Genomic DNA, 17,588 nt, shown 5'->3' on the forward strand with positions numbered 1-17,588 from the left:
AGAGTTTTTTTATTAAATAAACTAGACTATAAATTTATCCTAATACCACGGTTTTTCCATCCTGTACTATCCTGTTGCCTTTTGTAAGGAATATCTTGTTTTAGTGTTTTGAATGTTGTATTGAAAATAATTAATCTCTTTTTTAGTAATTAACTCGTTGGTAGTCTTTTGTTTGTGTGGTGTTTTTTTGAATTGATATAAAGGTGTGATTATTTTTTGTTTTAGAAGGTAGTTTGAAAAAGGAGCTGTTTTTGAAAATAATTCTTGTTAATAATTGAAAGAATTTATTTTTGTTTTGATGCAGTCGATTTCAATAGAAAATGAGGAGCTTTTATTTTAAGATTTTAGATGAATGGTTAGGTTGTAATCGGGCCGCTTTTTAACCGTAAAATGTTCACTTAAAAACAAACACAAAACCTCAACTATTTATCTAAAATAGTTGAGGTTTTTTACTAATAATTTTATAATGCTTGTAGTGCTAAAAAGATGTCGTTTTACACTACAATAGACTATTACTTTAACGGTGTTATTCCATTATCTTTTAATCTTCATTTTCATATTCTTTTCAACAGCGGCATCAAAGGCTTTTGTAATAGATTGAGGTAATTTTGATGTTTCAATCCAGTCATTACTTCCATAAACGCCAGCCTCGGAATAGTTAAATGGCTTAAAGTTTATTTTTTTGTAAGTGGTATTTTTTTTGAAGTTGAAATTAAAACTTTCAGCATCTTTAAAAAACGGATTAGAAATGTGGCTGTTTTTATCGAAGCCTAATTTTTTCCATCCTTTAAAATTATGATTATTGAAGTTATAATCGCCACCATTAATATTCCAATAGATGTTATAATCCATGCTGGCATTAACATGGTCCCAAGCACCTTTTGCTACAAGGCCTTCTTTAAAAATGATAATGTTATTTGTAAAGGTGAAAGATTTATGATCTTCAGAAATAGTACATTGCAATTGATACTTTTTTGCAAAGGCTAAAATGTTATTTTTAACTGTATTATTTTTTCCGTAATTCTGCTGAAATCCGCCCGTTTTAGTATTGTAAACTAAGTTGTTTTTAAAGGTAATTCCAGAAGACCCTTCATCGGCATACATACCCCAACCACCATAAGAATAGGCGTGAACATTATTAATAACATTATGGGTAACTTGTGTACCTTCGGAATCGCCTAAGGTATAAATACCTGCCATATCACTAAGTAAATCCCAACCAATATGATGAATATGGTTATAAGTAATAGTGTTACGTTTTGCTAAACTAGGCTTATAGCCCCAAACCCAACCTACCGAAATTCCTGTATAATAGAAATTCCCAATGTCGTTATGAGAAATGGTATTGTCGGCACTATGGCCAACCCATACACCAACCGAAGCAGGGAACTCTTGGCCACCAGTTTGAATAATATTATTCTTTACGGAAATATGGTTAGTATGCGCTTTACCATCTAGAGGTTTAAAATCGCCTAAATAGATACCGCCGCCACCAAGATGATGCAAATAACAGTGTTCTAACTTGGAATATGTGGTACCTTTTCCAAGCCAGATGGCATGCTGACCAATTTGCGAAACTTCACATTTTAAAAACTCAATATGGTTTGAGTATTTCACTAAAATAGCGGCATTAAGTATTGCTGCAGCTTGATTTGGTTCCGAACCTGTAACCGGAATTTTGTAGTGCGCATGTTTAAAAGTTAAGCCTTCAAAAGTAATGTGTTTTGCATTATCGTTAGGCGTACCAGAAATAGATATAAGATTTTCTAAAACGGGAGCAATAACTTCGGTGTTTGCTATAGTTTGGCCTTCTAGCGGTTTGTATAATAAAGTGCCGTTATCTTTTAAATACCATTCGCCCACAGAATCTAGAGCAGCTTCATAGTTTTCAAAAATGAGGCGTCTATCCTTTTTTAAAGGATTCCATGGCTTCATACCTTTACCAGAAGTAATAAGTTTTAAACTATCGGTATCTATGGCATCAATATGTCGTAAGGTATAATCCCATTTATGGAATGCTTTAAAACGTACATTGTGAATTTCTTCCTGTTTAATTTCTGAAAGTATTCTGATATCTTTTGCATTAAAGAAAATGCTTTGTTCTGCTTTTTCGGCCACTTTAGATGTACCGTGTTTCCAAATAGTTTGCGTTACCGTATCAATTTTTATAAAGCCTTGATTAGGTGTTCTAGCTAAAGTCGCTCGTTTATGGTTAATATAAAGTTGATCGAATTTCCATTTGTAGTAGTAGCTTTCTGGGATTTGTGTTTCCCAAAGTCCATTTGAATTAACTTTAAACCCTGTTATTTTTTTTCCACCGCTAAAAACGGGTTTTGCTCCTTTTGCTGCTTTGTAGATTATTGGAAAGTTAGATGAACCACTGTCCATAGCGTTGAGTTCCAAAGGCGCTTTCATGAGGTAATTTCCAGTTTCGATAAGCACTTCAAAACTATGGTTTATACCATTTTTATTTTTGTAGTTTCTAATGGCATCGCGAGCCCCTTGCAATGTAGCAAGAGGTTGCGATTGACTGCCTGTATTTAAATCGTTTCCTGCGGTAGAAACATAAAATGTAACCTGCGCCTGAAGTTTAAAGGTTAAAAGAACTATTAAAATGAAAAAAAACAATCCTTTTTTAAACATACAATTTAGAATTTTATTTCAATTTTAATTTGATAATACCATCGATACTAGCATCGAAATCTTTTCCAGGATAAAGAAAAGTTCCTTCTTTCATTTGCTTGAATTTAATTTTTGTTTTCCCATCAAATGAAGTTGCAGAAGTAATTTTTTCGGTAAATTCAGATATAAAAATATAAGGTTCCGAAGGTGCTTCTAAAACGTGCACGTAAAGTATTTTATCTTTTTTAGTAATTGTTCCCCAATCTTGAGAACCTGTAACGTTACCACGTGTTCCATAAATACTTTCACCGTATTTACTAGTCCATTCTCCAACTTCGCCTAAAGTATCAACAAATTCTGGTTGAATTTTACCATTTGGCATTGGACCAACGTTTAATAAAAGGTTTCCGTTTTTACCTGCTGCTTTTACTAAAAAGTGAATAAGTTGTTTGGTAGATTTAAACTTTTTATCATAAATGCTGTAACCCCATTTTCCTGCCATTGTAGCGCAAGACTCTAATGGTAATTGGCTTACTTCTACACCATGGTTAAATCCGCCGTGATTTTCACCAGGTAAATCACGCTCAAAAGTTTGAACATCATCTCCAGGAATGGGTTGAATATGGTGATTGTTTGCTATTAAAGTGTTTGGACTAAGTTCATGGATTAGAGAGTAAATTTCGTCATAATGCCAGTTAGCTTCTTTTTGATCCCAGTGACCATCGAACCAAATACAGCCTACTTCGCCATAATTTGTAAGCAGTTCAGTAAGTTGTGCTTTCATAAAAGCTACATATTTATTCCAAGCTTCTGCATCTCCTTTTTTACCATCTTTATAGTCGTCACGTCTCCAGTCTAATAAAGAATAATAGAAGTTTAGTTTAATACCTTCTTTTTTACAAGCTTCTGCCAATTCTTTTAAAGGATCTTTTCCGTAAGGTGTGGCATCAACAATGTTAAAATCACTCGCATCTGTATCAAACATACTGAAACTATCATGGTGGCGCGATGTAATGGTGATGTATTTCATACCAGCATCTTTTGCTATTTTAACCCATTCTTCAGCATTAAATTCTTGAGGATTAAAAAAATCGGCTAAACGACTGTAGTTATCTTTTTGAATCTTTTTTAATAACATCACCCATTCTCCGTCAGCCAAAATACTGTAAACTCCCCAGTGAATAAACATTCCAAATTTCATATCTTGAAATTCCTCACGAGCTTCTAAGTTACCCGCAGTAGGCGTATATTCTGGCATATCATACGCATACTTTTTTTGTGCATTTGCACTAAATAGTATTAAACCAAATAAACATATTAGTCCTATTTTTTTCATCATTTCTTTTTTTGAGTTAGTATTTTTTGATTTCTTTTTTAATTTATTTTTGGTTCTAGTCCCATTTCCATTTCTAAAACGCCTCCTTGTGTAATTTCTTGATGTGTAATCCAGAACCGATTAAGTGGCTTTCCGTTCAATGTCATAGATTGGATATAAATATTTTCTTCGGAATTGTTATTTGCTACAATTTTAAAAGTCTTTCCGGTGTAATAATCACTATCTAATTTAATTTCAATATCACTAAAAACGGGACTCGTAATTTGATACTTGTTATCGCCAGGAGCAATAGGGTGAATGCCGATGGATGCCAATACATACCAAGCCGACAGTTGGCCAACATCTTCATTGCCACACAATCCGTAAGCATCGGTGCCGTAAGCATCATTACAAATTTGGCGAGTATATTTTTGAGTTAAATGAGGCACACCTGCTTCATTCAACATAAACGGAACATGGTGTACAGGCTCGTTTGGATGGTTGTAATAATTGTTCCATAGAAAATCGTCTGGTGTGTTTTCAAAGAAAGAAACTAATTCATTTCTAAAAGCTTCTTCGCCACCCATTAACGCTTTTAGACCATCAATATCATGAGGTACAAACCAACCTTGTTGATAAGGATTACTTTCAATACAACCTTGTCCGTGTACTGTTTTTCCTTTCCATTCTAGCCAAGTGCCGCTGCTGTCTTTGGCTCTAAACCAATTCACTTCATCGTTCCAAATATTCTTGTAATTTTCACTTTTCTTCAAATAGGTTTCAGCAATATCATCTTTACCTAAAGATTTGGCCATAACACTTAAAGCCCAATCAGAATAGGCATATTCTAATGTTTTAGAAATATGTTTGTTTGAATAACCTAACTCGCCGTTTCCTGTATTATTGACCGTATTCAATGAATATTGAAAAGCCTTTTCTACATCGTAATTTCGAATACCTTTTTCGTAAGCATCCACAATAACAGACACGGCTGGATTTCCTAACATAACACCAGAATAGGAATTCAACATTTCCCAACGTGGCAAATACTCCTTACCACTCAATTCTGCCATTTGTAGTAATGAATTGATTTCATCGTTTACCAACGTAGGATTAATAATGGTTTGCAAAGGGAATTGAGATCTAAAAACATCCCAACCACTAAAAATAGTACGATAGGTGAAATCGTTAGTTTGATGTACTTTTTTATCAGCGCCCATGTAATTTCCATTCACATCCGAAAAAGCACGAGGATCTATTAAAGTATGATACAATGATGTATAAAAAATAGTTTTTTCTCTATCGGTAGCACCTTTAACGGATATGTTGTCAATGGCTTTACTCCAGCTATCACGAGCTTCTTGTTTTGTTTTATCGAAATCCCAATGGTTAATATCGTGTTCTAAATTTTCTTTAGCCCCAGGAATACTTACAAATGAAATACCACTTTTCACTAAAACTTCTTCGTTTGCTTTCGTGCTAAAATTGGTGTAAAAGCCTAAATGTTTGCCTTGCATTTCAGTTTTACCTTCAAAAATTTCAGCATTTTTAATCGAATCTTGATAGTTGTCTCTTCTAATAAAACGCATTTTTCTAGGAACATCCGGAATATCGGCGCTCCAAATACCATAATCTTTTAGCGGTTTGCTAAATTCACAATAGAAATACACCACGTAATCGGCATTTCCTGCGCCAGCGCCCCAACCACCACCTTCTGGAGGACATTTCATCCAACCTTGTATGGTGTTTTCATTTACTACTTTTATGTATTGTTCTGTTGAAGTTCCACCAACACGACGTGCTAAATCAATTTGAACTCGAGAACTATCAGATTCAGGGTAGGTAAAGCGAATAATACCTGCTCTTGGAGCCGATGTTAATTCTGCTTTCACATTATAATCGTCCATAGTAACGGCATAATATCCCGCTTCTGTAATTTCCGTATCATGAGAATATCGAGAACGGTAACCACTTTCTGGATTTTCGGCAACACCACGATTAGTTTGTAGTTTACCGGTTGCAGGTGTTACTAAAAAATTTCCTAAATCACCAAACCAACCCACGCCACTCATGTGTGTAAAACTGAACCCTTCCATGGTTGGATGCTCATAAGAATATCCAGAACCATTATCGCCATCAGAAACCGTATCGGGACTTAACTGCACCAACCCAAATGGCGTTGCTGCACCCGGAAATGTTTTACCAAAACCATGAGCATCTTTCGATTTTTTACCATAAGTAATAGCTCCAATTATGGGGTCTATGTAATCTACAGGCTGCTTTTCGTTTTGAGTTGCTTCTTTATCAGATTTTGAAGAATTACAAGAACTCGCCACTAAAGCCGTTAATGCCAGACAGAAATAAAATAATATGTTTCTTTTTGTAGTACTCATGTAATGGGCTGCTTTTAATATCTATTAGTGCGCTGCTGTATTTTGTGTCGTTTCTGTTTTGTAAAGATCTACAGGTACATCATTCTCTTGTGATTTTCCAGAGGTTGTTCTACCATTTTCAACAATATGTTTTAATTTTTTTGTCAATTTGGCAACGACTCTTGGATGCTTTTTGTAAACATTAGTCGTTTCTTCAGCATCGGTTTTCATGTTATACAATTGAATTTCTGGCAAGTTTTCTTTTCTAGCTTTGTTATCCGTTGGGTTAGACCAACCACCAGAACCAGGCGTTAATTCTAATTTCCATTTTTTATTTCTGATAGAAAATTTACCATGTATAGAATGATGAACTACTAAGTTATAATCCGTTTTTGCCTTTTTGTTTTTCAACATTGGAAGAATACTATACGAATCTACACCAGCATTATCAGCCACATTTAAACCTGCAATTTCAGCACAAGTCGCCATTAAACTCGTTTGACAAATTAGTTTATCGTTTATAGAGTTAGCCTCAATATGTTCTGGCCATCTCACCATAAAAGGAATGCGGTGTCCGCCTTCCCAAATATCAGATTTGTAACCTCTAAAATCAGCACTTGGGTAATGTCCAAATTCATTTTCTAACTTACCAACTTTTGCAACAGGGTAGGAGCAACCGTTATCACTCGTGAAGAATACCAAAGTATTATCTTCAATGCCATTTGCTTTTAAGGCTTCGAGTACACGACCAACAACATCATCGGTTTCCATAACAAAATCGGCATAATCTCCCATGCCACTTTTTCCTTGCCAAGCTTTTGATGGTACTACAGGACTATGAGGCGAGTTTAATGCCAAATACATAAAAAATGGTGTATCGTTTTTAGATGCCTTAGCGATATAATCTTCTGCATGATCACCTAAAAATTGTAACATCTTTACAGGTTCCATTTTATCAACAACCTTATCGTCTTTTATTATCGTTTTCATAACTCGAGAGTGGTGAAAGCCAATATAAGAATCAAAACCACGAGAAACTGGTCCGTTTGGTACCGTAGAACCAATAGCTGGGCCAATTACTTTTTTACCATCGTAAACTTCAACAGGTTTTCCTTCATCATCAACGAATTTAAATCCAAGATGCCATTTACCTATAGCGGCAGTTTTATAACCTGCATCTTTAAGCATTTTAGGCACCGTCATTTGGTCTTCAGCTATTAAAGGTTCTAATTCTTCTCCTCCTGCTAAAACGCCTTGTTGCAATCTAGAACGCCAAGAATAGCGTCCTGTTAAAATAGCGTAACGCGATGGTGTACATACAGCAGAAGCAGAATGCGCATCGGTAAACGTCATAGATTCTTTTGAAAAGGCATCTATTTTTGGAGTAAGTATTTTTCCTTTTTCAGGATTTAAAACTTGTACATCGCCATAGCCTAAATCGTCACAAATGATGTAAACAATATTTGGTTTTTTTTGAGCTGAAGCAGAAGCAACAACGAACATAAAAAGAGCTACTAATTTTGATATTTTCATGATTTTATTTTAATCGTATTTCTGTTATTTCACCTAGTAATTCGCCAGTTTCGTTAAATAAACCAGTTTTTAAAAGGGTTTTAGGCTTTGTTTTAAAATCGCCTTCATACTTAATCGCGTTTATTGTTGGATCGCTACCATCAAGCGTGTAATAAATAGAAAAGCCAACAGTTTCTGTTTTCAAAAACACAATAGCTTCTGTGTTTAATTGATCGATAGCAAAAGCCGGATACACAGTAAACATGCTATTTGCATAATTAACCTTGTCTCTTTCTAAACGTTTAAAATGATCGGTTTTTAATGCATTTTGAAAACGTTCCCAGTTTTTTACTTTTGGATTGCTCCAAGACACCTCGGCACTTGCTAAGGTTCTTGGGTAAAGCATATATTCAAAATGTTCTTCGGTTGGTGTAAATTCGGCCCATAAACAAGTTTGGTTTCCTAATACACGGCTTGCTTCTTCCTCAGTTAATTCAGCAGGAATAGGTTCATGATTATAAACTACAGAGAGCGGTAATACCGAATTTGGTCCTTCTGGCTCCATAAAAGTCGGACCTTGAACACGACTGATATATGAGTGTAAATACGAAGTCATAATTGTTGGGTAGCCTTCACGTGGAGCTTGTAACTCCGGTGTATGCATGCCTCTTCTCCAAGCCATAATGGTAGCGCCTTTGGCTCCTTTACCGCTTAAAATTTCATCCCAACCAATCATTCGTTTATTTTGGGCGGTTACTATTTTATTTACTTTTTGAATAAAATGACTTTGTAATTCTTCCTCATCAGCAAGATTGTGGTCTGTCATTACCTTTTGGCAATGCGGACATTTTTTCCAATTTGTTTTGTTGCATTCATCTCCACCAATATGGATGTATTTAGAAGGAAATAACTCGGCTACTTCTTTAATAACATCTTCTAAAAAAGCATAGGTAGTTTCTTTTCCTGCACAAACTGCGTTATCGGGCGCTTTTCCACCAGTGGCTAATTCAAAATTAGCATCAGTTTCCCCATCAAAACAAAACAATTCTGGATACGATGCTACTAAAGCTTTACTGTGTCCGGGAACATCAATTTCTGGTATCACCTCAATATTTCTAGCAGCTGCATAAGCAATAACTTCTTTAATATCTTCTTGGGTATAAAAACCACCAACGGTTTTAGGTTCATCTGCTGTAGCATGCTCACGAGACCACCAAGCAATACCTGTTCTGTCGGCACGCCAAGCCCCTTTTTGAGTTAGGTTTGGGTATTTTTTAATTTCAATTCTCCAGCCTTGATCGTCAGTTAAATGCCAATGAAATTTGTTTATTTTATATGAAGCTAATACATCAAGTTGTTTTAAAATAAAAGCTTTAGTTTGAAAATGACGAGAAACATCGAACAACACACCACGCCAATGGAATCTTGGATTGTCGGTAATAGTCAAACTTTGTATGGCTGTAGTTCCATTAGAACCGGCAGGAATAGCCTGTCTCAAAGTTTGGAAACCATTAAATAAACCAGCATAATCGGTTGCTTTTACCGTAATTTTAGAAGCATTTACTTCTAAAACATAACCTTCGGCTTCAATAGATGCGTTTTTTACTTTTTCAAAAACAATAACGTTTTTAGACGCTGAGGTTCTTCCTGCGTTTACAGTAAGCGATAAACCGGTGTCATTTGTAAGTGTTGAAGACACGATAGGCGCTAAAGCTTTGTTGAATTTCTTCGGAATAAAAACTTGCGTGTTTTCATCTAATTTAAATCCGCCTGAAGCGTATACAACAGATTCTGGTTGCGGAATAAAAGTATTCTGGACATCTTGAGCATAAATACTTACTGAAAACATGAGACATACTAAAAGTAATGCTATTGTTTTTACTCCGTAAATATTTGTTTTATATGAAGTGTTTATCATGTGTTATTCTAATTTAAACTTACAGCAAGCGTGTTAAAAGATTTTCCGTCTAGGGCTACTTTTACAATCTCGTTATTGATGTTTAATGCTAATTCTTGAGCTTCCGAAGTATTGTTGTAAGCCAAAACAGTTACCTCATTATTGGCTTTGTTATAAAAAGCAAGTGCGTTATTAGTATCTCCAGAGGCCGCTAATTTTACCGAACCTGGCGCTACAAAAGCACTTAAATGTTTCATTAAATAAAACTCAGGATTGTATTTTATAGCTTTGGTTTTGCTATCAATAGAAATCATAGAATTTTGTTTCCATCCCCATTGGCTTTTTCCTGTTTCGTCTAAAACCATATTCCAATACATGTATGAGTTGGCACCGTTTTCAAAATAATGTTTCATTAAGTTGAAGGTGTATTCTGCCGCTTTCCAATCGTTAGAACCGTCACCACATTCTGTTTCAGTTTGCATTAATTGCATGTCTGGATATTTAGCATGTACAGCTTCAATAGCGCCTTTTCCTGCCCATTGAAAACCAACACCTGTAACATAATCTTCAGTGTTTTTGTATTGTAAAACATCATCCACACGTTCTATTTGTGGACGCTCAACAGTACCTAACCAGATATCTGTATCTAAATTTTCAGCTTTAAGTTTCGGACCTAAATAATCGGCTATAAAAATGCCTAAATCTTGAGGTTTCCAAACACATGACGGGAAGTTTTGAGCTGAATTTGGTTCATTTTGAACATGAACTGCACTAATTTCAATACCTTCATTATCATAAGCTTTTATGAATTTTGAAAAGTATAAAGCGTAAGATTCTAAATATTCTGGTTCCATAATGAAACGAGACACTAATTCTTCCGTAGAACTCCATTCTATTGGTAAATCGTTAAATTCAGGATTAGATTTACAAGCGTAATGTTTGCTATGTTTCATCCAAGATGGCGGACACCATGGTGAAGCCCAAACTTCTATTTCTGGATTTATTTTTTGTGCTTCCTTAATGTAGGGAATTAAACGTTTTTTATCACGATCGATAGAGAAGTTAGACATTGCGAAATCTTCCGCAGTTTCGTTATGGCTGTACCAATCTACAGCATAATCATTAGCGCCAATAGGCATTCTACAAACGTTGAATTTACAACCCGTTTCCTGACTAAATAAATCGTTTAAAATTTGTTGCTTTTCTTCTGGAGTTACCATAGCTAAAGCATCCCAACCTAATTCGTTGAAACAGCCGCCAAAACCTGTAACTTCTTGTTCTTGGTTTTGTGTATCAATAGTAATGGATAGGTTAGTAGCTGTATTTTCCTCAGAAGGATTATAGGTTTTTTCAACCCAAACATTATCATTAGTACTGCTTACCCAAGTTACTTGAGGCTGTTTTTTACAAGCTGAAAAAGCGACTAAAAGGGTTAAAGCTGAATATTTAAAAACGTTCATAATGTTCTATTTTACTGTTAAAATTTTTCTTAAACGGATATCTTTTGATGAAGCGCCAACCATGATTCTAAAATCGCCTGCTTCAACTAATCTTTTCATGTCTTTATCTAACATTGATAAGGCTTCCGGATCTAATTTAAAGGTTACATTTTGAGATTCTCCAGGGTTTAAAGTGATGCGTTTAAAACCTTTTAATTCTTTAATAGGGCGAGATACTGAAGCTAATTCATCACGGATATAAAGTTGAACCACTTCGTCTCCAGCAACTATTCCTGCATTTTTAATGGTGCATGAAACTTCTACGCTTTCGTTAGCTGAAATATTATTTTTACTGAACTCTATATTTGAATATTCAAAAGCCGTATAGCTTAATCCGTAACCAAAAGGGAATAAAGGTTGCCCTGTTAAGTTGTGGTAATTATCACCACGACCGGTTGGTTTATTGTTGTAATACAATGGACATTGCGCTTCATCTACCGGGAAAGTAATTGGTAAACGTCCGGCAGGATTTTCATCACCAAAAAGGATATCTGCAAAACCGTTTCCGCCATTTTCACCAGAATACCATGCCATTAAAACACTATCGACATCGTTAATCCAGTTAGACATAGTAATAGCACTACCACCAACTAAAACAACAACTGTTGGTTTTCCTGTTTTAGCAACGGCTTTAATTAATGCTTCTTGATGACCTGGTAAAGCTAATAAAGCACGATCTTGAAATTCACCTTCGTGAATACCAGCAACCACTACGGCAACATCACTTTTTTCTGCAGCTGCAACAGCATCTGCAATTTGTTGTTCCCATTCGTTTTGAATTTCGGCATCCCAAATTAATTTGAATTTTGCATTTCCTGCGGCTTCAAAAAACTCAATTTTAATATCGTATGTTTTTCCTTCTTCAAAAGAAAAAGGTTTTAAAATACTATTATACGATTGTTTTTGCCAGTTATCAATAATTAACTTACCATCTAAATACATGCGGTACCCATCGTTACCTTCAATTCCAATGTTAAAATCACCTGTTTTTGGCGCTTTTAGTTTTCCTGTCCATCGTACCGAAAACCAATCGTAAGCTAAATCTTCATGTGGTGAAAATAAGGTCCATCCAAACTTAATTTGCTTATCAATTCGCTCTACTTTAGGTTGACCGGTTAATTTAATATTATCAAAATAATCCCCTTTTAAACCTTCAACTTGTTTACCTTCTTTAGTAGTCGATAAATAAGAAGACGCTACCACATTATAATTTTCTTCAGCTAAAGCTACACCAGGCGCATAGATAATATTGTCTTTACCTATCTTGTCTGATACACCTTGATACATAGAAATAAGATTATTTCCTGGGCCACTATAACCACCTAATCGTACGGTTTTTACATCGTGCCCAATAAGTGCCATTTTTTTAACAGCTTTATCAATTGGTAAAGCTTTATTTTCATTTTTTAATAAAACCATTGCTTTAGAGGCTGCTTTTCTAGCCAACTCACGGTGTGTTTTATGTCCGTTCCAAATTGCTGCTTCTTTAGCATCTACGTATGGATTTTCAAATAAACCTAATTCGAATTTAGCTTTTAAAATACGGCTTACTGCTTCGTCAATGGCTTTAATATCGACCATGCCATTTTTGTAAGCTTCCCAAAATAAAGGGTAGTGGTTGTAGTTGGTTTGAAACATAACATCTAAACCAGCTTCTACAGCATCTTCGGTAGCTTCGGCATAATCTTTAGCTGTAAAGTGTAATACATTAGCACCACCTGTAGCTCCAGCATCGGAAATTACAAAGCCATCAAAACCCCATTCTTCTTTCAGTTTAGTACGCAATAACCACTCGTTAGACGTACATGGCGTACCGTTTAATGAGTTGTAAGACGTCATTACTGAACGCGCACCTACTTTTTGAAAAACAGCTTTAAAAGCAGGAAAGTAAATTTCCTCTAAAATACGTTCGTTATAACTAATTGGGTAACTATCACGACCACCTGCTCCAACATTAGCAACAAAGTGTTTTGGTGTGGTTATTACACCTTCTTTCTCGAATTCTCCAAGATAAGAAAGCGCCATTTGCGTTGTTAAATATGGATCTTCACCATAAGTTTCCTCGGTACGTCCCCAACGCACATCGCGTGCTATGTTTAATACTGGCGATAATATTTGACGAATTCCTCTTGTTTTTGTCTCCTTTGTTATGGCTCCGGCTACTTCGCCAACTAAGTCTGTATCCCAAGTTGCTGCTAATGCAATGGCTTGCGGATACATGGTAGCTCCATCTCGAGCTAAACCGTGAAGGGCTTCGTTAAAAGGAATGATAGGAATTCCTAAACGGGTTTCTTCTAAGAAAAACTTTTGAAGTTCGTTAATTTCGTTAGCCATATTGGCTGCAGTTCCCGTAGAACCATAATCCATAATTTGTTCGGCTGCATTATCATTTAATCCTTTTGAAGAAATTTGAAAACCAAAAATACCGTGTTTCAATTTGTCTTTTCCAATCTTTAAATCGCCTGGAATCATAAACATTTGCCAGAATTTTTCTTCTAACGTCATTCTGCCTAATAAATCGCTTACACGTTCTTCAACGGGTAACTTCGGGTTTTTATAAGGTGGGTCTTTCTTATTAGAAAAAGCGAAAGCACTTATGATTAGTGCAAAAACACTGACTATTTTTAGGGTATGGAGAATCTTTTTCAAACTGCTATTATTTTAATTATATTGATGTTGATTTGCTTTTAGATCGGCATCGAACTCGGTCATCATTTTCTGTAACTTCTTTACGATTTTAGGGTTTGTCGCTGCTACATTTTCACTTTCGGAAATATCGTTTTTAAGGTTATAGAGGGCTACAGAATCTTGTGTAATACGTAGTTTCCAATCCCCTTTTCTAACGGCTTCTAAGGTAGAATCTTTGTAATAAAAGAAACCATCTTTTCTATGTGGCGACTTCGCTTTTTCATTTCCTGAAAGTAGGGGCCACATGTTTTTACCATCTATTTCTTGTTTCGGTAATTCTGCATCTGTTAAATAGGCTAAGGTTGGCAAAATATCTATAGTTGAAGCTAATTTATCGGTAACCACACCCGCTTTAATTTTACCGGGCCATTGTGCAATCATAGGTACTCGAAATCCACCCTCAAAAGTTTGATTCTTGTGTCCCCTTAAAGGCAAGGCACTACCACCTTGATCTCCTTTTGATGTCCAAGGTCCATTATCTGAAGTAAAAATCACTAACGTATTTTCATCAATACCTTGTTCTTTTAATGTTTTTAAAACTTCACCAACACTCCAATCGATCTCTTCAATAGTATCGCCGTATAATCCTCTTGCACTTTTACCTTTAAAATCTGGCGAGGCATATAATGGGACATGTGGCATGGAATGAGCCAAGTATAAAAAGAAAGGTTCATTTTGATTTTCTTTTATAAAATTAATGGCTTCTTTTGTGTAACGCTTAGTAACAGTAGATTGATCTACAGGATATTCAATAACTTCATCTTGCTTCATTAATGGGACTCTTTTTCCTCTCCATTTTTTCTCTCGCAAACTATCAATCGTCATACCTTCTCTAAAAAGAATATCTTCTGAAACCTTTGATTTTGGGTTAACAGACATATCATTACTGAAAGGAATACCGTAATACGAATCGAAACCTTGTTTTGTTGGTAAATATTGAGCCTCGTCGCCAAGGTGCCATTTACCAATACATGCTGTATTATAGCCTTTTGTTTTTAGCATATTGGCTATTGTTTGTTCTTCATTTGATAAACCTCCAGGTAAGTTAGGCCACAACACTTTGGGCACACCAACACGTAGCGGATATGCTCCAGTTAATAAGGCTGCTCTTGATGGCGAGCATACTGATGAAGCAGCATAGAAATCGGTAAATTTTATACCATTTGCCGCCATATTATCTAAGTTGGGTGTTTTTATTAATGGAGAACCAAAAACACCAATATCTTGATAACCTTGATCGTCTGTAAAAAAAATAATGACGTTAGGTTTCTCAGTTGTTTTTTGTGCTGAAAGCGCTCCTGTACAACTTAAAAAAACGGTGAGTATACTGATTACGAATTTCATATTCTGAATTATTTTTTATTTAATGAACCGTCGTACTTATACGTTTTTCCTGCTTTGGTGTCAAACTCTATCGTATTTCCGTTGTACTCTAAAACACAAGCTTCTCCTTTTTTAGATGTAATTTCAACGTATTGTAATTTCGAGTTTTTCCAAGAGAAAGCCAATTCAAAACCACCTCTAGCAACAATACCTTTTACTTCTCCATCGGCTAAACCATCTGGTAAGGCAGGTAGTAATTCTATTTTATCTAAATGACTTTGTAATAACATTTCTAAGATACCTGAAGCACCACCAAAATTTCCATCAATTTGAAATGGCGGATGTGCATCAAAAAGGTTAGGGTAGGAGCCTCCTCTAATTTTGCGTTCCGGAATTTCTGCCGGACTTAATAATACATTCAATAATTTATAAGCGCGGTTTCCATCTTTAAAACGTGACCAGAAATTAACTTTCCAAGCTAAACTCCAACCTGTGCCGTTATCGCCTCTAAATTCTAAAGATTGTTTTGCAGCCTTCATTAATTCTGGAGTGTCTTCGTAATTAATTTCACTTCCAGGATATACCGACCATAAGTGCGATACGTGTCTGTGATGACTTTCTGGATTATCTTTATCTTCTAACCATTCTTGCAATTGCCCGTGTTTACCTATTTGGTTTGGTGCAATTTTAGGAATCATAGTCGTTAGTTTTTCAGCGAAAGCTTCATCTGTTTTTAAGATTGAAGATGCTTCAACAACACTTTTGAAAAGCGCTCTTATGATTTGGTGATCCATCGTTGGTCCAGCCACTAAACCACCAATTTCTGGGGATGTAGATGGCGTACTTATCAGGTAACCTGTTTTTGGGTCTTCAACTAACAAATCGGTATAGAAAAGCGCCGACTCTTTCATGGAAGCATAGTTGTTCTTTAAAAAAGTTTCATCTTTTGTAAATAAATAATGTTCCCAAATATGTGAGCAAAGCCAAGCACTACCAGATAACCAAAGTCCGTGATTAGAATGGTTTACTGGTGCAGCACCTCTCCAAATATCAACGTTGTGGTGTACATTCCAGCCTTTAGCGCCGTAATGTTCTTTGGCTACGTTTTTTCCAGTTTCAGAAACATCTTTTATAAAATCGAAAAGCGGTTCGTGACATTCACTAAGATTAGCAATTTCAACTGGCCAATAATTCATTTCTAAATTAATATTAGTTGTGTAACTACTAAACCATGGTGGCGTTAATTTATAGTTCCAAATACCTTGTAATGTTGGTGGTTTGGTTCCTGGACGGCTACTCGCTATCATTAAATAACGGGCATATTGTACGTAAAGTGCAATTAATTGCGGATCGCTTGGTGTTTTCCAGAAATCGAAAATACGCTTATCGGTGGTGTTTGCCGATTTCCCATTATCACCAAAATCAATATCAAAACGGTTGTATAGTGATTGGTAATCTTTGAGGTGTAGTTTTTTTACTTTTTTATAATTTTCTGAAGCAACTTGCGCTAAAGTGTTTTGCGTGATGTTTTCAGGATTTCCCGAAACATCATTGTATTTAATATAGTTGGTTGCAGCTGTTAAATATATGGTTGCTTTTGATGCATTGGAAATTTGAAGTTTCCCGTTTACAGTTTCAATAGTACCATTAGTTTGAATGTTTAAAGTGGCAACGCCTCTAAGGGCACCTTCTTTAACTTGAACCTTTAATGTTTGTGTGTTTCCAACGGTTTCTACCGTTTTATCTTCGTGAAGGGCATCTAACCATAAATCGAAATTAAGCGCTTTAGATTTACTAGAGGTTAGGTTGATAGCAATAATTTGTGATGGATAACTAGAGAATACTTCTCTTTTGAAATCCACACCATCTACAGAATAAGCTACTTTAGTGATGGCTTCTTCTATGTTTAGCTCTCTTGTGTAATTCTTGTAGTTTTCATGACCTTTAAAAGCGATGTAAATATCACCAAAAGGTTGGTAAGGCTGTTGCTTTAAAGGCGTACTCATAAACTCTTGCATCGCTAAGTTTTGAGCATCCACTTGTTTACCATCTGTTAATAACTGGCGAATGGTATCTAAATACTTGTAAGCGCCTTTATGTGCATAATCATGAGGTTTTCCTGCCCAAAGTGTTTCTTCGTTAAACTGAATATGTTCTTCAGGAACACCACCAAAAACCATAGCGCCAAGGCTACCATTTCCTATAGGTAAAGCTTCGGTCCATTTTTCAGCAGGAGACTCATAAGATAATTTGTGAGTTTCCTGTGCTGAAATTGTTGCTATACATAATAGAATAGACACACAGGAAATAATTGTTTTTTTGTTCAATTTCATAATTGTTTTATTTAGTCTATCTATTAT

The 17,588-nt window shown here is 35.6% G+C and carries 9 protein-coding genes; all 9 read right to left on the minus strand.

Translation table 11 applies throughout. The features are described 5' to 3' along the window. Positions 1-534: 534 nt before the first annotated feature. From V6246_RS00875 to V6246_RS00915, 9 genes are read right to left on the minus strand one after another with little or no spacing between them, the layout of a single operon-like run. Complete coding sequence (locus tag V6246_RS00875) at positions 535-2,643, minus strand: right-handed parallel beta-helix repeat-containing protein (RefSeq protein WP_341558558.1); 2,109 nt, start codon at positions 2,641-2,643, stop codon at positions 535-537. 13 nt (positions 2,644-2,656) lie between these two features. Further along, positions 2,657-3,958, minus strand: a complete 1,302-nt coding sequence (locus V6246_RS00880; protein ID WP_341558559.1) for an alpha-L-fucosidase — start codon at positions 3,956-3,958, stop codon at positions 2,657-2,659. Positions 3,959-3,996: 38 nt separating this feature from the next. Further along, positions 3,997-6,330, minus strand: a complete 2,334-nt coding sequence (locus tag V6246_RS00885; RefSeq protein ID WP_341558560.1) for a GH92 family glycosyl hydrolase — start codon at positions 6,328-6,330, stop codon at positions 3,997-3,999. 24 nt (positions 6,331-6,354) lie between these two features. Further along, the gene (locus tag V6246_RS00890) at positions 6,355-7,842 is read right to left on the minus strand and encodes a sulfatase family protein (RefSeq protein WP_341558561.1); all 1,488 of its coding nucleotides are present in this window, start codon (positions 7,840-7,842) and stop codon (positions 6,355-6,357) included. Positions 7,843-7,846: 4 nt separating this feature from the next. Then, positions 7,847-9,739, minus strand: a complete 1,893-nt coding sequence (locus V6246_RS00895) for a beta-N-acetylhexosaminidase (protein ID WP_341558562.1) — start codon at positions 9,737-9,739, stop codon at positions 7,847-7,849. Positions 9,740-9,747: 8 nt separating this feature from the next. Then, positions 9,748-11,178, minus strand: coding sequence for a glycoside hydrolase family 30 protein (locus V6246_RS00900; RefSeq protein WP_341558563.1), 1,431 nt, complete (start codon positions 11,176-11,178; stop codon positions 9,748-9,750). 6 nt (positions 11,179-11,184) lie between these two features. Continuing rightward, on the minus strand, positions 11,185-13,866 hold the full coding sequence (locus V6246_RS00905) for a glycoside hydrolase family 3 protein (protein ID WP_341558564.1): 2,682 nt from the start codon (positions 13,864-13,866) through the stop codon (positions 11,185-11,187). A 12-nt stretch (positions 13,867-13,878) separates the two neighbouring features. Further along, positions 13,879-15,249, minus strand: coding sequence for a sulfatase family protein (locus V6246_RS00910; RefSeq protein ID WP_341558565.1), 1,371 nt, complete (start codon positions 15,247-15,249; stop codon positions 13,879-13,881). An 8-nt stretch (positions 15,250-15,257) separates the two neighbouring features. After that, positions 15,258-17,561, minus strand: coding sequence for a glycoside hydrolase family 95 protein (locus tag V6246_RS00915; protein WP_341558566.1), 2,304 nt, complete (start codon positions 17,559-17,561; stop codon positions 15,258-15,260). Positions 17,562-17,588: the final 27 nt, after the last annotated feature.

It is taken from the genome of Algibacter sp. TI.3.09, assembly GCF_038154905.1.
Classification (GTDB): Bacteria; Bacteroidota; Bacteroidia; order Flavobacteriales; family Flavobacteriaceae; genus Algibacter.